This is a genomic window from Amycolatopsis sp. FU40, assembly GCF_021903635.1.
In the GTDB taxonomy this organism is placed as follows: domain Bacteria; phylum Actinomycetota; class Actinomycetes; order Mycobacteriales; family Pseudonocardiaceae; genus Amycolatopsis; species Amycolatopsis dendrobii.
Map to the genome: position 1 here is coordinate 3056068 of NZ_CP091381.1, position 20073 is coordinate 3076140.

21 protein-coding genes and 1 tRNA gene are annotated in these 20073 nt (G+C 69.4%); 9 read left to right on the plus strand and 13 right to left on the minus strand.

Features of this window, described 5'->3' with window-relative positions; genetic code table 11:
• Positions 1-76: 76 nt before the first annotated feature.
• From L3Q65_RS15115 to L3Q65_RS15140, 6 genes are all read right to left on the minus strand, one after another.
• Positions 77-1231, minus strand: coding sequence for an LLM class flavin-dependent oxidoreductase (locus L3Q65_RS15115; protein WP_237600027.1), 1155 nt, complete (start codon positions 1229-1231; stop codon positions 77-79).
• Positions 1228-2238, minus strand: coding sequence for an ABC transporter substrate-binding protein (locus tag L3Q65_RS15120; protein WP_237600028.1), 1011 nt, complete (start codon positions 2236-2238; stop codon positions 1228-1230). The genes L3Q65_RS15115 and L3Q65_RS15120 overlap by 4 nt, the downstream gene beginning before the upstream one ends.
• Positions 2225-2929 carry an ABC transporter ATP-binding protein gene (locus L3Q65_RS15125; protein WP_182889030.1) on the minus strand — a complete coding sequence of 235 codons (705 nt, stop codon included), beginning with the start codon at positions 2927-2929 and terminating at the stop codon, positions 2225-2227. Before L3Q65_RS15125 ends, L3Q65_RS15120 begins: the two co-directional genes overlap by 14 nt.
• Positions 2914-3726 carry an ABC transporter permease gene (locus L3Q65_RS15130; protein WP_237600029.1) on the minus strand — a complete coding sequence of 271 codons (813 nt, stop codon included), beginning with the start codon at positions 3724-3726 and terminating at the stop codon, positions 2914-2916. The genes L3Q65_RS15125 and L3Q65_RS15130 overlap by 16 nt, the downstream gene beginning before the upstream one ends.
• A 488-nt stretch (positions 3727-4214) precedes the next feature.
• Entirely contained in the window at positions 4215-4925 is a 711-nt protein-coding gene (locus L3Q65_RS15135) for an MBL fold metallo-hydrolase (protein ID WP_237600030.1), read from the minus strand.
• 15 nt (positions 4926-4940) lie between these two features.
• Complete coding sequence (locus L3Q65_RS15140; RefSeq protein ID WP_182889027.1) at positions 4941-5441, minus strand: DUF664 domain-containing protein; 501 nt, start codon at positions 5439-5441, stop codon at positions 4941-4943.
• A gap of 43 nt (positions 5442-5484) precedes the next feature.
• Between L3Q65_RS15140 and L3Q65_RS15145 the strand changes: the two genes are divergently transcribed.
• The 4 genes from L3Q65_RS15145 (at position 5485) to L3Q65_RS15160 (ending at position 10204) form a co-directional block, all read left to right on the plus strand.
• Positions 5485-6375 carry a hypothetical protein gene (locus tag L3Q65_RS15145; protein WP_237600031.1) on the plus strand — a complete coding sequence of 297 codons (891 nt, stop codon included), beginning with the start codon at positions 5485-5487 and terminating at the stop codon, positions 6373-6375.
• 123 nt (positions 6376-6498) lie between these two features.
• Positions 6499-8175, plus strand: coding sequence for an ABC transporter ATP-binding protein (locus L3Q65_RS15150; protein ID WP_237600032.1), 1677 nt, complete (start codon positions 6499-6501; stop codon positions 8173-8175).
• Complete coding sequence (locus tag L3Q65_RS15155; RefSeq protein ID WP_237600033.1) at positions 8172-8429, plus strand: hypothetical protein; 258 nt, start codon at positions 8172-8174, stop codon at positions 8427-8429. The genes L3Q65_RS15150 and L3Q65_RS15155 overlap by 4 nt, the downstream gene beginning before the upstream one ends.
• Positions 8426-10204 carry an ABC transporter ATP-binding protein gene (locus L3Q65_RS15160; protein ID WP_237600034.1) on the plus strand — a complete coding sequence of 593 codons (1779 nt, stop codon included), beginning with the start codon at positions 8426-8428 and terminating at the stop codon, positions 10202-10204. The genes L3Q65_RS15155 and L3Q65_RS15160 overlap by 4 nt, the downstream gene beginning before the upstream one ends.
• Positions 10205-10220: 16 nt before the next feature.
• Here L3Q65_RS15160 and L3Q65_RS15165 read toward each other — a convergent pair whose 3' ends face one another.
• Both L3Q65_RS15165 and L3Q65_RS15170 read right to left on the minus strand, forming a co-directional pair.
• Positions 10221-10424 (minus strand): MbtH family protein, encoded by a 204-nt coding sequence (locus L3Q65_RS15165; protein ID WP_182889022.1) that lies wholly within the window; start codon positions 10422-10424, stop codon positions 10221-10223.
• Positions 10425-10444: 20 nt separating this feature from the next.
• On the minus strand, positions 10445-11782 hold the full coding sequence (locus L3Q65_RS15170) for a lysine N(6)-hydroxylase/L-ornithine N(5)-oxygenase family protein (protein WP_237600035.1): 1338 nt from the start codon (positions 11780-11782) through the stop codon (positions 10445-10447).
• 137 nt (positions 11783-11919) lie between these two features.
• Here L3Q65_RS15170 and L3Q65_RS15175 point away from each other — a divergent pair, with 137 nt between their 5' ends.
• Positions 11920-12867, plus strand: coding sequence for a methionyl-tRNA formyltransferase (locus L3Q65_RS15175; protein ID WP_182889020.1), 948 nt, complete (start codon positions 11920-11922; stop codon positions 12865-12867).
• Positions 12868-12925: 58 nt separating this feature from the next.
• Here the strand turns inward: L3Q65_RS15175 and L3Q65_RS15180 are convergent, their stop codons facing one another.
• A complete protein-coding gene (locus L3Q65_RS15180; protein WP_237600036.1) occupies positions 12926-14563 on the minus strand; it encodes an ABC-F family ATP-binding cassette domain-containing protein in 1638 nt (545 codons plus the stop codon).
• 229 nt (positions 14564-14792) lie between these two features.
• Here L3Q65_RS15180 and L3Q65_RS15185 point away from each other — a divergent pair, with 229 nt between their 5' ends.
• From L3Q65_RS15185 to L3Q65_RS15195, 3 genes are all read left to right on the plus strand, one after another.
• Positions 14793-15575, plus strand: a complete 783-nt coding sequence (locus L3Q65_RS15185) for a PaaX family transcriptional regulator C-terminal domain-containing protein (RefSeq protein ID WP_237600894.1) — start codon at positions 14793-14795, stop codon at positions 15573-15575.
• Entirely contained in the window at positions 15572-16342 is a 771-nt protein-coding gene (locus tag L3Q65_RS15190) for an enoyl-CoA hydratase/isomerase family protein (protein WP_237600037.1), read from the plus strand. The genes L3Q65_RS15185 and L3Q65_RS15190 overlap by 4 nt, the downstream gene beginning before the upstream one ends.
• Positions 16343-16568: 226 nt before the next feature.
• A tRNA-Pro gene (locus tag L3Q65_RS15195) sits at positions 16569-16642 on the plus strand.
• Positions 16643-17110: 468 nt separating this feature from the next.
• On the opposite strand, the gene L3Q65_RS15200 is transcribed toward L3Q65_RS15195, so the two are convergent.
• The 3 genes from L3Q65_RS15200 to L3Q65_RS15210 form a co-directional block, all read right to left on the minus strand.
• On the minus strand, positions 17111-17638 hold the full coding sequence (locus L3Q65_RS15200) for a hypothetical protein (protein WP_182889016.1): 528 nt from the start codon (positions 17636-17638) through the stop codon (positions 17111-17113).
• Positions 17639-17860: 222 nt separating this feature from the next.
• Entirely contained in the window at positions 17861-18328 is a 468-nt protein-coding gene (locus L3Q65_RS15205) for a hypothetical protein (RefSeq protein WP_237600038.1), read from the minus strand.
• 77 nt (positions 18329-18405) lie between these two features.
• Positions 18406-18753: a hypothetical protein gene (locus tag L3Q65_RS15210; protein WP_182889014.1), complete on the minus strand. Its 348-nt coding sequence runs from the start codon at positions 18751-18753 to the stop codon at positions 18406-18408.
• A 237-nt stretch (positions 18754-18990) separates the two neighbouring features.
• Here L3Q65_RS15210 and L3Q65_RS15215 point away from each other — a divergent pair, with 237 nt between their 5' ends.
• Positions 18991-19413 (plus strand): hypothetical protein, encoded by a 423-nt coding sequence (locus L3Q65_RS15215; RefSeq protein ID WP_237600039.1) that lies wholly within the window; start codon positions 18991-18993, stop codon positions 19411-19413.
• Positions 19414-19859: 446 nt separating this feature from the next.
• On the opposite strand, the gene L3Q65_RS15220 is transcribed toward L3Q65_RS15215, so the two are convergent.
• A complete protein-coding gene (locus L3Q65_RS15220; protein WP_237600040.1) occupies positions 19860-20012 on the minus strand; it encodes a hypothetical protein in 153 nt (50 codons plus the stop codon).
• Positions 20013-20073 lie beyond the last annotated feature (61 nt).

Consider the following 20073-nt stretch of genomic DNA (forward strand, 5'->3'; position numbering starts at 1 on the left):
CAGCGCGAGCCCGAGCGCGCGGGAACTCGTGAGTGTTTATCCCGGTTCTAACCGGGATAAACACTCACGACCATCCCTACTGCGCAGCCACCGCACTCTCCCCCGGCACCGCCCGCAACACCGGCGCCTCGTCCAGCAACCCGCGCCGCCCCAGCTCCGGCCGCACTCCCTCGCCGAACCAGTACGCCTCCTCCAAATGCGGATACCCGGACAGCACGAACTCCGACACCCCGGCGTCGTGATACTCCTCGATCAGATCCGCGATCTCCGCGTAACTGCCCACGAGCGCCGTCCCCGCCCCGCCGCGGACCAGCCCGATCCCGGCCCACAGATGCGGATGGATCTCCAGGTCCCGCGCCGCTGTCCCGGCTCGACCCCCGTGCAGCGCGACCATCCGCTGCTGCCCCACCGACTCGCTCGCCGCCAGCTGCGACTGGGCCTTGGCGATCTGCTCCGGGCTCAACGCGTCGAGCAGCTTCTGCGCCTCCGCCCAAGCCTCCGCCGAGGTGTCGCGCGCGATCGTGTGCAGCCGGACGCCGAACCGGACCGTGCGACCGGCCCGCTCGGCCAGTTCCCGCACCTTGCCGATTTTCTCCGCGACCTGCGCGGGCGGTTCGCCCCAGGTCAGGTAGACGTCGGCGTGCCGCGCGGCGACCGGGAGCGCTGCCGCCGAGGAACCGCCGAAGTACAGCGGCGGCACCGGATCCGGCGCGGCGAGCGTCGTGGCTCCTTCCACGCGCAGGTGGTCGCCGGCGAAGTCGAACGGTTTGCCGGACCACACGCCGCGCACGATCGACAGGAACTCGTCGGTCCGGGCATAGCGGGCGTCGTGGTCGTGCCAGTCGCCGAACCGGCGCTGTTCGATCGCGTCGCCGCCGGTCACGATGTTCAGCAGGACCCGGCCGCCGGACAGCCGCTGGAACGTGCCGGCCATCTGCGCGGCGAGCGTCGGCGAGATGACGCCCGGCCGGAACGCGACCAGGAACTTCAGCCTGCTCGTCTCGCGGATCAGCGCGGCGGTCGTCAGCCAGGCGTCCTCGCACCAGGTCCCGGTCGGGGTCAGCACGCCCTCGAAGCCCAGCCGCTCGGCCGCGCGGGCGACCTGCGCGAGGTAGTCCAGGTCCGCGGGCCGCTGCGCGCTCGGGCCCTGGGATTTGTTGGCGTGGAAGCGTTCCACGATCGTCCGGCCGTCCCCCGTGGTCGGCAGGAACCAGTGCAGTTTCACGCTCATCCGTTCCTCCTCGCGGCTTCGATGTCGGGCCCGTAACGGCGGTCGACAAACGCCGCGAAGTCGACCTTCCCGGGCAGCGTGCCCTCGTTCGTGAAGGCGTCGGAGAGCTGTTGTTCGGACGCGACCACGGCGTCGTCCAGCGGAATCGGCCGGTCCCGTCCAGCGGAGACGGCCTTCTTCGCCACTTCCGGCTTCAACCCGGTTTCCGCCGCCCACGCGCGCGCCCATTCGTCGGGGTGCGAGTTGGACCAGAGCTGGGCTTTCACCACGCGCTGCACGAAATCCTTGATCGCCGAGTTCTTGCCGGGGTCGGCCAGCGCGGTCGTGCTGGCGGTCTCGAAGGCGAGCCCGTTGGACGCGCCGCGACCGTCGGCGAGCACCCGGGCGTGCGCCTCGAGCTGGGCTTGTGCGGTGTAGGGGTCCCAGATCGCCCAGGCGTCGATCTGGTGCTGGGTGAACGCCGCGAAGGCCTCGGACGGCTGCAGGAACGAGATCTTGATGTCCTTTGTGGAGAGACCGGCCTTCTTCAGCGTGTTGAGCAGCTGCCCGTGCGCCGAACTCCCCTTCGCGACCCCGACCGTCTTGCCCCGCAGGGACGCGACATCCGTCAACGGCGAATCCGGCGGCACCAGAATGGTTTCCCGCTCCACATTGCTCTTCGCCACGCTCACCACGGAAATCTTCGCCTTCGACGCGGCCGCGAAAATCGGCGGCGTATTGCCGACTCGGCCGACGTCGATCGCCCCCGCAGAAGCCGCCTCCAGCAGCGGAGGCCCGGAAGTGAACGTGGACCATTCGATCCGGTAGGGCGTGCCGTTCAGCTGGTTCGCCGCCGTGAGCAGGGATTTCACCCCGCCTTTCTGATCGCCGACGCGCAGCGTGACCTTCTTCAGCTCCGCGGGCGAAACCGCGGCGGGCACCGGCGCACGACCGTCCGAAGCGGACGACGAGCAGGCGGCGAGCCCGGTCAGCAGAAGCGCTGCGGCCAGGACGTTACGCAGGTGCACCTTCGGTCACTCCCAGATCGGCCAGGACGCGGCTGCGCACCTCGGCATTGTCGGCGGCCTTCCGCGGACGCGGCTGGCCGAGAACGTGTTCGGCGACGATGCGGCCGTCGCCGAGAACGAGGACCCGGTCGGCGAGCACGAGTGCTTCGTCGACGTCGTGGGTCACCAGCAGCACGGCGGGCTCATGCGTGCGCCACAAGTCCTCGACGAGCCGGTGCATCGCGAGCCGGGTCAACGCGTCGAGCGCGCCGAACGGTTCGTCCAGCAGCAGCAGATCCGGCTCGCGGACCAAGGCCCGGGCGAGCGAAACCCGTTGCGCCTCACCGCCGGACAGCGTGAGCGGCCACTTGTCGGCGTGCTCGGCCAGCCGCACCTCGGCGAGCGCTTTCTCCGCGACGGAGCGGTCGTTGTCCTGGCGCAGGCCGAGCACGATGTTGCGCCAGACCTTGCGCCACGGCAGCAACCGGGGCTGCTGGAACGCGACGGAAACCGTCCCGCGGACGCTGGCCGTGCCCTCGATCTCCTGGTCCAGTCCGGCCAGCACCTTCAGCAGCGTCGACTTCCCGGACCCGCTCCGCCCGAGCAACGCGACGAACTCGCCGCGGCCGATCTCCAGGTCAAGTCCATTAAGGACAGTTCGGTCATCGAACTTCTTCGCGAGGTCACGGACCTCGGCTACCGGGCTCGCCATCGCAAGGCCCTCCTTTCGAGCAGCCGGACGAGCGCGTCGGTGACGAGGCCCAGCACGGCGTAGACCACGAGTCCGACCACCACGACGTCGGTGCGCAGGAATTCGCGGGCATTGTTGATGAGGTAACCGATCCCGGCGTCCGCGTTGACCGTCTCGCCGACGATCAGCGCCAGCCACGCGACTCCGAGCGACTGCCGCAGCCCGACCAGTGCCTGCGGCAAGGCACCCGGCAGGACGACGTGCCACAGCCGTTCGGCGCGGGTGAATCCCAGCGCCCGAGCGGCTTCCTCGAGCTGCGGATCGGCGGTCCGGATTCCCGAGTGGACATTCAGATACAGCGGGAACGCCACGCCCAGCGCCACCAGGAAGATCTTGGTCTCTTCGCCGATCCCGAACCACAGGATGAACAACGGGATCAACCCGAGGAACGGCAAGGTCCGCAGCATCTGCACCGGCGGATCGACCAGCGCCTCGCCCCAGCGCGACAACCCGGCGACCGCCCCGAGCAGCAGGCCGGCGAGCGCCCCGAGCGCGAACCCCGCGCCGACGCGGCCCAGCGAAACCGCGAAGGCGCTGCCGAGTTCGCCGCTGCGGGCGACGTCGGCACCGGCTTGCAGCACGGTCCAGGGCGAACTGAGCTTGTCGGGCGGCAGCGCGCCGGCCGAGCTGGCGATCTGCCACGCCGCGACCAGCACGACCGGGCTGATCCAGCGGCGCAGCGACGGCAGCCGCCGCTGCGCGCGCTTCGGCGCGGCCGTTTCGGCGCGCGGCAGCACGCCCGTGGTGGAAATCGACACGGATTTCTCCCGGGTGGGGTTTTCGGTTCAGGGAAAGAAAATCAGCGGCGGGACAGACAGACCGCGCTCGCCTGCTGCCGGAGGTCGACGTGCAGGCGGCACACGAGGAGGACGCCGCGCTTCATGTCCCCGAGCTTCGATCCCCGGACGGGTGAAGTCAATGTCGTGCCGGACGGCTCTCACGCACTGGAATCCGCGCGGCGGTGTACGGGGTTTGTTCGCCGGGCGGGCACCCGGATGCCCGGGATGCGGAACGGGTTTCCCGGTGCGCTGCCGAACATCGGGCGTGCCAGACGGTTGCGCGGCCGCCCCGAGCCGCCGCGGTGACTGACCGATCCCGCCTCCGCATCACCGGTCGGCGTCGAGCACCGGCGGCCCGCGCTCAGCCCGGAATTGTCGGTGCTGTGCGGTACAAGATCACTATGGTCATTTTCCAGGCGCTGCAAGCGCTCTTCGCCCGCAACCCGCTCCGGCCGTCCGAACCCGGCTCAACCGCCGAACATCGTCCGCCATTCCTCGAGAGACCGGGGCCGGAACACGAAATTCGAGCTCTTCACCCGCGACAAAGACGCCGAAGACTCGGGCGAGTACTGGTGTCCCGGATACACCACCGGATCGCCCGGCAGCGTCGCCAGCCATTGCAGGCTGCGGAAAATCGCGTCCGCGTCGCCGCCGGGGAAGTCGGTCCGGCCGCAGCCCTCCAGGAACAGCGTGTCCCCGGAGACCAGCCGGTCGCCGACCAGGAAGCACTGGCTGCCCGGCGTGTGCCCGGGCGTGTGGAGCAGCCGGATGCCGATCGAGCCGACCGTCACGACGTCGTCGTGCTCGTGGGCGCGCAGGTCGGTGCCCGACACCCCGGTCACCCGGCGCACCCACTCGGTTTCCTGCGCGTTGACGTGGATCGGCACCGGACGCAGCGCGAGCAGTTCCACGATCCCCGGCAGCGAGAAGCCCATCATGTCGCCGCCGACGTGGTCGGGGTGGTGATGCGTCGCGAGCACGCCGGTCAGCCGCATCCCGTCGGCTTCCAGCGTCTCGACCAGGTCGCCGACCGCGTACGCCGGGTCGACCAGCACCGCTTCGCCCGATTCGCGGTCCCCGATCAGATAGGCGAAGTTCACCATCTGGGTCGCGACGGGGTCCCCGACGGCGAAATCGCGGCCGGCGAGCAGTTGGCGGAAGTAGAGCTGGTCTGCCATGCCCGCAGCGTAACGTCACTCCCCCACGGAGCCGTCGGCCAGTTCCCGCAGCGCGTCGAGGTGCCCGACGTGCCGAGCGGTCTCCTGCACGACGTGCGCCAGCACCCAGCGGACGGTGAACTCTCCCGACCGGCGCGTCCGGTCGTCGGGCGCGAGCCCGGCCAGCGCCGCTGCCGCCCGTTCCCATTCGGCGCGATAAGCCGCGACGACCGGCGCGACGTCGTCTTCCGGCGTCAGCTCCCAGCTCGGGTCCGGCGAGCCCGGCCACAGCGAAGGCTCATCGGAACCGCCCGCCTCGATCACCAGCCACCACCGCTCGACCGCGGTCAGATGCTTGAGCACGCCCAGCGCACTGGTCCGCGGCGAACTCGGCAGCGGCGCCGCGGCCGCTTGCTCCCGGGTCAGCCCGGTGATCTTCTGCAGCGCGGTCGCCCGGAGGAAGTCCAGGAAGCGCGTCTGCACGGTCATCTCGTCGCCGTCGAGCGGATCCGGCCAGACGCGCTCCACCTCCGCCATGGCCCCGAGCCTACCGCCGCCGGGCAGGAATACTCTCGGCGTCATGGTGTGGGGATTTCTGTGCGCGCTGCTGTCCGCGGTGGCCTACGGCGTCGCTTCGGTGATGCAGGCAGTGGCCGCGAAGGCAGCGCCCGACGAGGGCGGCGCCGGGGTCGACCCGCGCTTGCTGCTCCGGGTGCTGAAGCAGTGGAAGTTCGTCGTCGGGCTTCTCCTCGACGGCGTCGGCTTCATTGCCCAGATCGCCGCCCTGCACGTCCTGCCGCTGTTTCTCGTGCAGGCCACGCAAGCCGCGAGTCTCGCGGTGACGGCCGTCGCGGTGCGGGTGTTCGGCGTCCGGCTCGGGGCACGGGAATGGACCGCGGTGGGCGTAGTGGTCGCCGGGCTCGCACTGCTCGGTTCGTCCGCGGAAAGCGAGGGTTCCAGCGAAGTCGGCCTCGGTTTCCGCCTGACGCTCGCCGGTGCCGCCGTGGTCCTCGGAATCGCGGGCCTCCTCGTCGGGCGCGCGGGCGACCGGGTCCGCACCGCCGGGCTCGGGCTGGTCGCCGGACTGTGCTTCGGACTGGTCGCCGTGGCGGGCCGGGTGATCCCGAGCCTCGCTCCGCTGGACCTGCTGCGCGACCCCGCGCTGTACGTCGTCGCCGTCGCGGGCGCGCTGGCCATGCTGTTCTTCGCCACCGCACTGCAACGCGGCAGCGTCACCACCGCCACCGCGATGATGGTGCTCGGCGAAACGGTCATGCCGTCGCTGATCGGCGTCCTGCTGCTGGGCGACCGGACCCGGCCCGGGTTCGCTGTCGTCGCCCTGATCGGGTTCGTCCTCGCCGTAGCCGCCGCCCTCGCACTCGCCCGCTTCGGCGAACCCGAACCGGCAGTCGCCGCAGCCGGAGAGCAACCGCCGGAAGCAGAACCCGCGGGACGCGACGCCCACCGGTGACTCGTCCCCGCACCTGACTCGTCCCGGCACCGCTCCGACCAAAGGTTAGGCTAGCCTTCTCCAGTGGGCGAAAGGGAGGAACCGGCGACCGGACCGGCCTCGTCCGCACGAACGGAGGCGCCGATGACCACCGGCCGGGACGTCCTGCGCGGAGCCATCGCCGGACAACGGAAATCGGTCGTCGCCGCGGCTGTCCTCGCCGCTGGGCACCAAGGCGGCGAGGCGCTCGTCCCGGCAGTGATCGGCGTCGTGCTGGACCGGGCCGTCGCCGACAGCTCAGCACTGACGCTCCTCGGCTGGCTGGCCGTACTGGCGGTCGTCTTCCTCGTGCTCTCCACCAGCTACCGCTTCGGCGCGCGGGCGGCCGAAAGCGCGTCCGAGCGGGCCGCGCACGAGATCCGGCTCGCGGTCAGCCGTCGCGTCCTGCATCCTCGCGGCGGCGCGGAGAACGGTGCGCTCGCCGGGGAACTGGTGAGCGTCGGGACCTCGGACGCCCGCCGGGTCGGGACGATCAACGCGGTGCTTCCGTTCGGCATCGCCGCGCTCGCCGGGCTGGTCGTGAGCGCGGTCGTGCTCCTGCGGATGTCCGTGCCGCTCGGGCTGCTCGTCCTCCTCGGCACCCCGCCGCTGCTGTTCCTCGCCCACCTCATCGGGAAACCGCTGGAGAAGCGCAGCGAACTGGAGCAGGAACGCGCCGCGCACGCCTCCGGCGTCGCGGCCGACCTCGTCAGCGGACTGCGGGTGCTGAAGGGCATCGGCGCGGAACCGGCCGCGACCGCGCGCTATCGACGCACCAGCCGGGATTCCCTGCAAGCGACCGTCCGCGCGGCTCGCGCGCAGGCAGGGCACAACGGCGCGCTGCTCGCGCTCACCGGGATCTTCATCGCGATCGTCGCGCTCGTCGGCGGCTCGCTGGCCGCGAACGGCGAGATCTCCGTCGGCAACCTCGTCGCCGCGGTCGGGCTCGCGCAGTTCCTGCAGACGCCGTTCACCATCTTCGCCTGGGTCAACGGACAGCTCGCCCAGGGCCGCGCCTCCGCCGGTCGAGTCGCCGCAGTTCTCAGCGCACCGCCAGCGGTCCCTCACGGCACCGGCGAGCTGCCCTCCCCAGCCGCCGGCAGCGTGGAGCTTTCCGCCGTATCGCACGGAAACCTCCGCGAACTCGACCTCACCGTCCCGCCCGGCGAACTGCTCGGCATCGTCACCACCGACCCCGCCACGGCCACCGATCTCCTCGACTGCCTGGGCCGGTTCGCCGATCCCCGCGCGGGCACCGTCCACGTCGACGACGTAGATCTGTCCACTGTGGATCCCGACCGGGTCCGCGACGTCGTCCTCGTCGCCGCGCACGACACAGATCTGTTCGAGGGCACAGTCGAAGAGAACGTCCGCGGCGGAATGCCCGCCGTCCCCGACGGCGTGCTCACCGCCTCAGCCGCCGACGAGGTAGCCGCGACGCTCCCGTCCGGCACCGCAACCACCGTCACCGAACGCGGCCGATCACTGTCCGGCGGACAACGACAACGGGTCGCCCTCGCACGCGCCCTCGCCACCGAAGCGCCGGTCCTCGTGCTGCACGACCCGACCACCGCCGTCGACACCGTCACCGAAGCCCGCATCGCCGCCGGAGTCGCGAAACTCCGCCGCGCCCGCACGACGATCGTGATCACCACCAGCCCCGCACTGCTCACCGTGACCGACCGCGTCGTGCTGCTCGAAGACGGCCAGGTCGCCGCCGAAGGCACCCACGCCGAACTCGTCCGCACCGAAGCCACCTACCGCACGGCGGTCCTCTCGTGACCGAACGCCAACTCCCCACTGCCGCCACCGGAGTCACGAAACTCCACCGCAACCACATGACGATCGTGATCACCGACCGCGTCGTGCTGCTCGAAGACAGCCGAGTCACCGCCGAACTCGCCCGCGCTCAAGGGGCCGTGCTCCCCGTGACCGAACGCGTCGTGCCGATCGAACACGGCCAGGTCGCCGCCGAAGGCACCCACGCCGAACTCGTCCGCACCGAAGCCATCTACCGCACGGCGGTCCTCTCATGACCAACCGCCACCTCCTCCCCGTCGCCACCGGCCCACGCATCCGGGCCGTCCTGCTCGACCTGCTGCGGAAAGCCAAAGGCCGCGCGATCGGGTCCTTCGCCTTCGTCGTCGGAGCCACCGCGATCGGCCTGCTGACCGCTCCCCTGCTCGGCCGCGTCGTCGACCTCGTCGCCACCCGGCAGCCCGCGTCCGCGCTCGGCTACCCCGTCGCGGGGCTGGTCCTCGTCGCCGCGACGTCCGCGATCGCCACCGCGATCGGCGTCTCGATGCTCGCCCGGCTCGGCGAAACCATGCTCGCCGACCTGCGCGAACGGTTCATCGACCGCGCTCTCGGCCTGCCGCTGGAGCAGGTCGAACAGGCCGGTTCCGGCGACCTGACCGCCCGGGTCACCAACGACGTCTCGGTCGTCGCCGACGCGGTCCGGCAAGCGCTGCCCGCGCTCGCCCGTTCAGTGCTGACGATCGTGCTGACCCTGGTCGCGATGGCGGTCCTCGACTGGCGTTTCCTCGCCGCGGCCCTGCTAGCGGTTCCGATCCAGCTGCACACCGTCCGCTGGTATGTCCGCCGCGCGACCCCGTTGTACGCCGCCCAGCGAGCCGCCGTCGGCGCGCAGCAGCAACAGCTTCTCGACACCATCGGCGGCGCCAAGACCGTCCGCGCGTTCCGTCTCGCGGAGGCACACGTCGACCGGGTCCGCGAACGGTCGAGCGGCGCGGTAGAGCTGGCATTGCGCGGGGTTCGCCTCGCCACCCGCTTCTACGGCCGGCTGAATCTCGCCGAGTTCGTCGGCCTTTCCGCAGTACTGGCGGCCGGTTTCCTCTTGGTAGGCGCGAATCTCGCGACGGTCGGGGTCGCGACGGCGGCCGCCTTGTACTTCCACAGCCTCTTCGGGCCGATCAACACCGCACTCGCGCTGGTCGACGACGCGCAGGCAGCGAGCGCGAGCCTGTCCCGGCTCATCGGCGTCGCGGATCTGCCGTCGCCGGCTGAACCGACCCGCGCGGGCCGTCCGGTCGACGCCTCGGTAAAAGCCGTCGGCCTCGGCCACTCCTATGTGGACGGCCACCCAGTGCTGCGCGACGTAGACCTCGAGGTCGCGCCGGGCGAGCGCGTCGCGCTGGTCGGGGCGAGCGGGGCCGGGAAGACGACGCTGGCCAAGCTGATCGCCGGGATCCACCAGGCCAGCAGCGGCACGGTTTCCCTCGGCGGCGTTCCGCTCGACCAGCTCGGCCCGGCCGCCACCCGGCGCGCGGTCGCGTTGATCAGCCAGGAAGTGCACGTCTTCAGCGGACCGCTGGCCGACGACCTCCGCCTCGCCGCTCCCGGGGCCAGCGACGAGGATCTCCGCACCGCGCTGGCCAAAGCCGGTGCGGCCGAGTGGGTCGAGGCATTGCCGGACGGGCTCGCGACGGTCGTCGGCGAAGCCGGGCATCGGCTGACCGTCACCCAGGCTCAGCAACTCGCGCTCGTGCGGTTGGTGCTCGCCGACCCACCGGTCGCGATCCTCGACGAGGCCACCGCTGAGGCCGGCAGCGCGGGAGCGAAAACTCTGGAAGCCGCCGCGGCCGCGGCGCTCGAAGGCCGCACCGGCCTGATCGTGGCCCACCGGTTGACCCAGGCAGCGGCCTCGGACCGCATTGTCGTGCTGGACGCCGGGGCGGTCGTGGAATCCGGGACGCACGACGAACTGGTCGCTGCCGGCGGCCGGTACGCCACGCTCTGGACCGCTTGGTCCGGCCTGCGCAGCCACCGCCGGGAGGGGAACCCTGCTTGAGTTCCCCTCCCGGCCTTCAGGAAGTCCGGCGCAGCGAAAGCGGGCGCAGATCGGTCCAGGTCCGCTCGATGTGGTCCAGGCAGGCTTGCCGCGCGTCCGGCCCGAAGGTGGTCCGCCATCCGTCCGGCACGGCCACGAAGTCCGGCCACAGGCTGTGCTGGCCCTCGTCGTTCACGAGGACCCGGTAAACGCCGTCCGGGTTTTCGAACGGATTCGTCATGGCTCAGTCCCTTCCCTGCCTCAGCGGATCCCGCTGACCGCGTACTCGACCGGATCGGATCCAGCCGCCCGCCGGTCCACAATGGACTTCAGGATCTCGCCCACCCGCACCGCGGTGTTCGACAGCAGCGACGACGTGATCCCGTGCGTGTGCTCGGTGCCGCCCTGCAGGTAGAGCCCGCCGCGCACGGCCGGACCGGTGGTGATCCGGTAGTCGCGTTCGACCTTCAACCGGCCCTGGCCGTCCCGGCGGCATTCGCCGGCCAGGCCGCCGAGCAGCGGCGCCGGGTCGGCGGGGTGGTAGCCGGTCGCGTAGACGACGGCGTCGGCGTCCAGCACCGAACGTTCGCCGGTCGCCAGCGATTCGACCGTCGCGCGCACGTGCGTGCCCTGGTCGGCGACCTCGACCGGCCGCGAAACGTTGAACAGCCGCAACCGTTCCACGCCGAGCACCTTTTCCTGGTAGCGCCGCCGGTACAGCTCGTCGATGAGGTCGAGATCGACCGCGGAATAGTTCGTCGCGCCGTGGTAGCGCATGAGGCGTTCCTTGACCGGTTCGCTTGCCGCGTAGAAGGAATCGACCGCCTCCGGGTCGAAAATCCGGTTGGCGAACGCACTGTCGTCCGCGGGGCTGTAGCCATAGCGCGCGAACACCGCGCACACCTCGGCACGCGGGAATTCGTCGTGCAGCAAAGCGGCGACCTCGGCCGCGCTCTGGCCGGCGCCGATCACCACGAACCGCCGCGCGTCCGTGCCGCGCAACGACTCGACGCGGCGCAGCAGTTCGCTGTTGTGCCAGATCCGCTCTCCGGCGACGACCCCGTCCGGCAGCTTCGCGCGCAATCCCGTGCCCAGCACGAGATTCCGCGCCCGCAGTTCGGTGATTTCGCCGTCCGCCTCGGCGCGCACGTCGAAGAACGCGATCTCGTCGCCGTCGCGGACCGGTTCGACCGAGACGACTTCGCTGCCGTAGGACACCAGGTCGTCGACCTTCGCCGCGGCCCATTCGAAGTAGTCGTGGAACTCGACGCGCAGCGGGAACAGGGTCTTGTGGTTGATGAAATCGACCAGCCGCCCCTTCTCGTGCAGGTAGTTCAGGAAGGTGTACGCGCTCGCCGGGTTCCGCATCGTCACCAGGTCCTTGAGGAACGACACCTGCATGGTCGCGGTGTCGATCAGCATCCCGCGATGCCAGCCGAAGCGGGGCTGGCGCTCCAGGAAGTGCGCCGTGACCGTCTCCCCCGAGCCCGCGTTGTGCTCGGCGAGGGCGATCGCGAGCGCGAGGTTGGACGGCCCGAACCCGACTCCGACCACGTCGTATACCGGCACCTGGCTGTCCTCGGCCCCTGCTCGTGACATGAAAGACCCCTAGCGCGGCACTGCCGCATCACCGTTCCCGACTGACCAATGCTCAAGAAACCCTAACCTAACTTAGGTAAGCCTCAACTAGTACTGTCTGGGTGATGTTCGTCCCGACCACGAAAGGTGCACCGCCGATGCGCGTGGCCATGTTCGGCTACCAGACCTGGGGACACCGCACCCTGAAGGCCCTCCTCGACGCAGGCCAGGACGTGCGACTGGTGGTCACCCACCCGCCGAGCGACCACGCCTACGAACGGATCTGGAGCGATTCGGTCGCCGCACTGGCCGGAGAGCACGAAATCCGCACCCTGCTGCGCACCCGCCCGGACGACGCGGAACTGCTCGACGAGCTGAAGGCCGCGGACCTCGACCTGATCGTCGCGAACAACTGGCGCACCTGGCTGCCGCCGGAGATCTTCACCCTGCCACGCCACGGCACGCTCAACGTGCACGACTCGCTGCTGCCCGCCTACGCCGGCTTCTCCCCCATCATCTGGGCGCTGATCAACGGCGAGCCGGAAGTCGGCGTCACCGCGCACATGATGAACGACGAACTCGACGCGGGCGACATCGTGGCCCAGCGCGCGGTCGCGGTCGGCCCGCGCGACACCGCCACGGATCTGTTCCACCGCACCGTGGATCTCATCGAACCGCTCGTGACCGAAGCACTGGGCCTCATCGAATCCGGCACGGTGGTCCCGATCGCGCAGGACCGGACGAAGGCGAGCTTCTTCCACAAACGCGCCCCGCGCGACAGTCTCATCGACTGGACGTGGTCCGCCGAGGAACTGGACCGCCTGGTGCGCGCCCAATCCGACCCGTACCCCAACGCCTTCGCCTACCACCGCGGCGAGCAGCTGCGCATCGTGCGCGCCTCGGTTTCGGACGGCCGCTACGGAGGAACTCCGGGCCGCATCTTCATCCGCGAAGGCGAGGGCGTGGTGATCGTCGCGGGCCGGGACGCGCGGCGCGGCCAGTCGCCGGGGCTGCGGATCGAACGCGTCCGGACGGCCGACGACCGGGAGCTGTCGGCGGCGGAATACTTCACGACCATGGGCGGGTATCTCACCGACCGTCCCTAGGCAGTTCGCGAGTTCCGGTGCCGGTTCTCTCACCGGCGCCGGAACTCACGAGGCTTGGTCAACGCTCGGAAACCTTGCCCCCGCCGACTTCCAGCCGGCGCGTCACCGAAACCGCGTCCAGCATCCGGCGGTCGTGCGTCACCAGCAGCAGCGTGCCCGGGTAATTGTCCAATGCGGATTCGAGCTGCTCGATCGCGGGCAGGTCCAGGTGGTTGGTCGGCTCGTCCAGCACCAGCAGGTTGACGCCGCGCGCCTGCAGCAGCGCCAGCGCCGCGCGGGTGCGCTCGCCGGGCGAGAGCGTCGCGGCCGGGCGCAGCACGTGCGCGGCCTTGAGCCCGAATTTCGCCAGCAGGGTACGGACTTCCGCGTCGGCGAGCGACGGGACCTCCTGCGCGAACGCGTCCGCCAGCGGGAGGTCGCCGAGGAACAGCCTGCGGGCCTGGTCGACCTCGCCGACCACCACGCCCGGGCCGAGCGCGGCGTCGCCCTCGTCCAGCGGCAGCCGGCCGAGCAGCGCCGCCAGCAAGGTGGACTTTCCCGCGCCGTTCGCGCCGGTGATGGCGACCTTGTCCGCCCAGTCGATCTGCAGGTCCACCGGTCCGAGCGTGAACTCGCCGCGCCGCACGACCGCGCCCCGCAGCGTCGCGACCACCGCGCCCGCGCGCGGCGCGGCCGCGATCTCCATCCGCAGCTCCCACTCCTTGCGGGGCTCCTCGACGACCTCGAGCCGCTCGATCATCCGGTCCGTCTGGCGCGCCTTCGAGGCCTGCTTCTCGGTGGCCTCGCTGCGGAATTTGCGCCCGGCCTTGTCGTTGTCGGTCGCCTTGCGGCGCGCGTTTTTGACGCCCTTCTCCATCCACGCGCGCTGCATGCCCGCCCGGGCCTCCAGCGCCGCACGGGTATTGGCATATTCCTCGTAGTCCTCGCGCGCGTGCCGCCGCGCGACCGCCCGTTCCTCCAAATAGGACTCGTACCCGCCGCCGTACGCCTTCACCTGGCGCTGCGCGAGGTCCAGTTCCACCACGCGGTCGACGGTGCGGGCGAGGAACTCGCGGTCGTGGCTCACCAGCACGGTGCCCGCGCGCAGCCCGGCGACGAACCGCTCCAGCCGGGCGAGCCCGTCGAGGTCGAGGTCGTTCGTGGGCTCGTCGAGCAGGAAGACGTCGTAGCGGCTGAGCAGCAGCGACGCCAGCCCGGCGCGCGCGGCCTGCCCGCCCGACAGCGAGACCATCGGCTGATCGAGGTCGACGGCCAGCCCGAGGTCCGCCGCGACCTCGCCGGCCCGGTCGTCCAGGTCGGCGCCGCCGAGCGCGAGCCAGCGGTCCAGCGCGGCGCCGTATGCGTCGTCGGCGCCGTCCGCACCCGCGGCAAGCGCATCCGTCGCCGCGTCGAGTGCGGTTTGCGCGGCCGCGACTCCGGTGCGCCGCGCGAGGAATGCGCGCACCGACTCCCCCTCGCGCCGCTCCGGTTCCTGGGGCAGATGCCCGACAGTGGCGGTCGGCGGGTTCAGCCGGACCTCCCCGGATTCGGGGCGGGCCAGCCCGGCGAGCGTGCGGAGCAGGGTGGACTTCCCGGCGCCGTTGACGCCGACCAGCCCGATCACCTCGCCAGGGGCGACGACGAGATCGAGACCGGAGAAGAGAACGCGGTCACCGTGGCCCGCGGCCAGGTCCTTCGCGACGAGTGTGGCGCTCATATCGGAGCCGAGTTTACGGGGCGCCCTCGCGCCGCGTGCCGCGTGTCGGCTCAGTCACTCCGAGTGGGTACTCTGGGCGGGTTGCCGGGTCCAACAAGAGCAGTGAGGTCGGTGAAAAGCGATGGCGGAACCCGCCCCGGTCCCGTTCGGACGGGGGAAGCAGCGGGCTCCCCGGCCGACCGTCAGCAGACGGCGCGAGGTGAGCCACGCGAGCGCGCGGTCGCTGCTGATGACCGTGCTGGGCGAGTACGTGCTGCCCCGCGACCGTCCGGTGTGGACGTCGATGCTGGTCGAATCCCTCGGCATGCTCGACATCGAGGAGAAGTCCGCGCGGCAGGCGCTCGCCCGGTCCGCGGGCGAGGGCTGGCTGGTGTCGGAGCGCATCGGCCGCCGCGTCCGGTGGTCGCTGACCCCGCCGGGGCGCCGGCTGCTCACCGAAGGCGCCGAACGCATATACGCCTTCGGCCGCGACGCGCGCGCCTGGGAGAACCGCTGGCTGATGCTGATCGTCTCGGTGCCGGAGGCGAAACGCGACCTGCGGCACCGCCTCCGCACGCGGCTCACCTGGGCCGGCTTCGGTTCGCCGGTAGCGGGCGTCTGGGTGAGCCCCGATCCCAGCCGCGAGCCCGAGGCGCAGAAGATCGTCGCCGAACTGGGCCTCGAAGCGCAGGCGATGTCCTTCACCGCGGAGTACGGCGCGATCGGCGACCAGGAAAGCATGGTCGCGCGGTCGTGGGACCTGTCCGAGCTGACCGACCGGTACGAGGACTTCATCGACCGCTTCACCGGCGTCTCGCCGTCCGGCGCGCAAGCGGTGCTGCGCGCGCAGACCGAACTCGTGCACGAGTGGCGGCGTTTCCCGTTCCTCGACCCGCAACTGCCCGCGGAGCTGCTGCCCGCGAGCTGGAGCGGAGCCAAGGCGGCCGAACTGTTCCACCGCAAACACGTGGAATGGCGGCCGGCCGCACAGGCGTACTGGGACCAACTCACCGCGAACGAGGACCAAGCATGACAAAACTGGAACGCGACGGCGGGCTCGCCGTGCTCACCATCGACGAGCCGCCGCTCAACCTGTACACGAAGCCGCTCCAGGACGCGCTTCTCGACGCGATCGGCTCACTGGAGGAAACCCCCGCCCGAGCCCTCCTGATCCGCGCCGAAGGCCGCGTCGTGAGCGGCGGTGTCGATGTGGCTCTCTTCGACGCGCAGTCCTCCGCCGAAGAAGCCAAGGTTCTCTTCGACGAGTTGCTGACCGTGCCCGACCGCCTCGCCGCACTGCCGTTCCCGACGGTGTTCGCCGCCCACGGCCTGTGCCTGACGTGGGCTTTCGAGGTCGCGATGGCCTGCGATCTGCTGCTGGCTTCCTCCCGCGCGAAGTTCGGCTTGGTCGAAAAGGTCGTCGGACTGACCCCCACAATGGGCGGCACCCAACGCCTCGCCGCCCGGGCCGGGGTCGCCCGCGCGAAGGAGTTCGTCTTCACCGGCTCTCCCTTTGACGCGGCCACACTGGAGCGGTGGAACGTCGTCAACCGAGTGCTGCCGGACGAGGGTTTCGACGCCGCTGCCCGGGAATTCACCCGCCAGCTCGCCGAGGGACCTACCCAGGCGCATGCCGCTACGAAGCGGATCCTGGAGCACTTCGAACACGGCGGGGTCCCGGAGGCGAACGCGCACGTGACGGCCATCGCGGCGGACCTGTACAACACCGAGGACTTGCGGAGTGCGGTGAAGTCGTTCCTTGCCGAGGGTCCCGGGAAGGCTCGGTTCACCGGCCGCTGACGGGGTTTGCTGTCCAGCCCCGGTCCCTCGCGTGGGACCGGGGCTGTTTTGCATGCGGGCGTCGGTTGATCACGGCGGTGCTGTCCCCGCCGCGGCGCTGTTGACCCTGATCTGTTGGTTTGCGCAGGTCAGAAGGTAAAGGAGACCTCGTTGCAGGGGCCGTTGGAGGACCCGCTAGAGTAGTCGCATCGCACTTCACGAGGGGTTCCTCGGGGAGTGAGGAGTCCGGGCTGTGGCGCAGTTTGGTAGCGCACTTGACTGGGGGTCAAGGGGTCGCAGGTTCAAATCCTGTCAGCCCGACCGGACGAGAGAGCCGCTTGACTTGGGTGAAAGCCCAGGTCGGGCGGCTTTTTTGTCTTAAGCATGGACAAGCCTTCAGTCGGATCGTCTAGCACGCTTGGGGACCACATGGGGGCCACGTCCGGACGTGGGATGAGCGGACGCAGGAGGCTCTGTCGGCGGCGGTCATCCAACTGCTTGACCTAGGTGGGATCGACGCCTTCAAGCGCGCAGCTGGTCGCCGAGATCGAGTCGTCCGCCATGGACGCCTGCACCGACCTACACGGCATCGCCGGATTCGACCCGACGCCCTGGTGCGCGAAGGACTCAGGCCGACTGCGACCATGATCGCAACCGTCGAACAGGCCGACGGTCTAATGGCGCGGGACACCCCGGACTGCAGCTCGCCCACCGCTGGCCTGTATCGGTTCACACGAAACTGTTCACACTCACCGCCACGCGCATGCGACCGCCAGGCGACCCGCCAACCTACAGTGCAGGACAGGCGATTTCTCCACACGGGAATACTGGACGGCTGGAAATTTTTTGCCATGCGCCCTCGGGGGTATTCTCAAGCAACTCAAACAAGCCCACGAACCCGCCTATCGAAACGACGCGTCCACATCCAAGCGAACCCACGGTGTCCGGGTTCGGTCCCTCGACGTTGGAGCACTGGTCCGCGATCGCCACCACGCCGGAGCACTGAGTTCCGGAGAAGGATCCGCCGAGGCATACTTGCCGGCCTTGGATTGCATTCGCGACCCCGCCGACGGGCTCTCCGTGAAGAGTGCCGGAGGTGGTGGACCACACGTCTTTCTGATAGTTTCCGGCGTCAAGCAGTTGCGAGTCGGAACCGCCCTCGGTGAAGGCATTCACGAAGACGGTTCCCATTCCGCCGGTGTAGTACAACTTGTTCGCGTCTACGTCGTAGTAACCCTGCTGCCACGAGTGGTTGAGGCTTTGGCAATGGCCAGCCGACGCCATGGCCTGGGCACCCGTGTCCCAGACGCCGGCCACAGTGCATTCCTCGATGAACTGCTGCCCGCCCGGGTCCACCTCCCGCCAAATCCGGTCGCCTCCGATATAGGGCTCGGAATCCAAAAGCGGCGGCCCGGCCGTTGCCGCGACGGCGGCGCTGTCCCCGGAAACGGTCTTCCCGGGTTTCGGTTTCCCTGCCGCGTGAATCGTCTGCGGCTTGCTCGGAACGCGAGTGAGCTTGATGGCCGAGGAGTCGCGTGCCTACTGGACCAGTTCGACCTTGTCGCCGAATGCTTTAGCGGCAGCGTCCCTGGTCTCGACCGTGATCTTCGTGAGGCCGATCTGGACTTTGTCTGCAGCCGAGTCGATGCCCCATGTTGCGAGGGTGTCGCGGGTGACCGTAGCCCACGGCTCGGCCGAGCGGACAGAGGCCATGGCCCGGGCAAGGTCGGACCGGCTGTAGCGCACCGGTTCGATCTTGACCGCGGCAGCAGGCTGCGCAGGCGATGCGGCGTCCTGAAATTTCACGGATCGAACACGGCTGTAGAGCGCGGAGATTTTTGACAACGCCTCACGTGTCACTGTCACGTGAAGAGTGTTGGTGTCGCGCGTGCAGTAAACGCCTGCGTAATCGTCCGGATTGTGGACGATTGAGTCCTGGATCCCTTGGGCAGTATAGGAGACGGTTGCATTATCACTGGCGTTTGCGGTCGAATACGATGCCGTCAACCCGGCGATCGTTAGGACAGCACTGAGGACAGGGATGAATCTTCGCCGTTTCATTATTCCCCTCGTGCAGCAGTTCCCTACTTTTCAGGAGAGCCAGATACGCCGCGTCCGCCGATCGGCGATTCGAGATCAACCATGAACTGTCCGATCAGCGAATGGGCAGCGTGATCCATGGTCGATCCATACAATTTCCCGTAGATGATCACGGATACCGATGCGGCGGTCTCGGCCACGCGGGCGCCGACGACCTTTTCGACTTTCTGTTCTCCCAGGTTCACCAGGAAGACCAGTGTCCGGCCGTCGCTGGAACGTGCTGCCAATCGCCACGTCAGCGGTACGAGGTCCGTAGTTTCCTGAAGGCAATCCAGGCGCGGCGCATCGCGAAGCGCTGCCGCAGGGAGCGAACGAACAGCGCTCGGATCCACAGTCCCCCCCTCGGGCTGTCGACACACGCGACGACTTTGGCCTCCGTTCCTCGAACGCTAACCGAGCACATCAGGGAAAGCATGATCCGTTCGAGTGAAGCCGCTGATGGACAAGATTACTGGGAAGAGCGGCTTTATTTCGCCGCAAGTTCCGGAATCGGTCAAATTCGCCGCTAAGATCTCATGACATCAATACGGGCATACAAGGCAAAAGGGTATTGTGGAATAAGGAGGCTCATGGCCAAGGTGATTGTCGCGTTCCACCGCGACGACACGCAGGTCGGCAAGACCGTCGACGTCGGCGACGCCGAAGCAGCGATCATGGTCAATGAGGGCCGCGCCCGCTACGCGGACCAGCCGGGCGACGAACCGGCCAAGACATCAGTCGCGTCGCGTAAGAGCACGGCCAAGACCGCCGACCGGGTGATCGATGCCGAGGCGCTGGTCGTGTCGTGGCTGGCCGGGCGTCTCGGCGGAATCCGCGTGGTGGCCGAGTTGCCCGCGAAGTTCGAGCAGGCGCTCCCGCTCGTGCAGGTGACGTGCCTGCTCAGTCCGAAGACCGGATGGATCACGTGCACCGGTTGCCGCACGGACCAGAGTTTCTCCACCAGCAGGCTGACGGTGGTCTCGATCGCGACCGGGACCGCGCGGCGGCTGTGACGGTGGCTGGTACTCAGCCCGTGCAGAAGCTGCAGCAGCTCTTCCACTCCCTCGGGCGTCTCCGGTATCCGCGCGCGCCGCACTAACGTGCCGCTCGCATCGACCACCGCGACGTCATTGAGATTCTCGGACCCGTCGATGCCAGCCAATAGCGAGTCACGCGTCCCGTGCTCGGAAAGTGTCGACGGGACCAGGCCGCAGTGCCGCGCCGTAACTACACGGTCCCCTGCCGGACAGCGAGAACCGTCCGCCGTCGGCTTGATCAACCGGCTCGCCCGACGCCCTCGGCCGCGCAACACCCTCCTCGGTCCTGAGTAGACTGTCAGAAATCGTTGTACGTACAACGTTTCCAAGTCCCCGATGTGAAGCGCGCGGCGGCGCATCCAACCGCGACAACAACGCTGAACACCCGAAGCGGAACTGCCGCCCGACTGCTCGGTACGCGGTCAGGACGTGGTGCCGGCCCGAGATCGCAGGCTTTCGGCGAAGACGCGTGCTGCCTCCAGATCGGCGGCGTCGAGTCGGCCTTTCCTGATGCCGTCGATCGGCTTGAAGGAAAGGTAGGTGTCCCATGCGCGACACGAGAAGGAATCGACCACCCCGAACCCTTTCCGCTCGAGAAGCCGCGGGCAGGCTCGGTGGCGTCGGTGACGGGGTTCG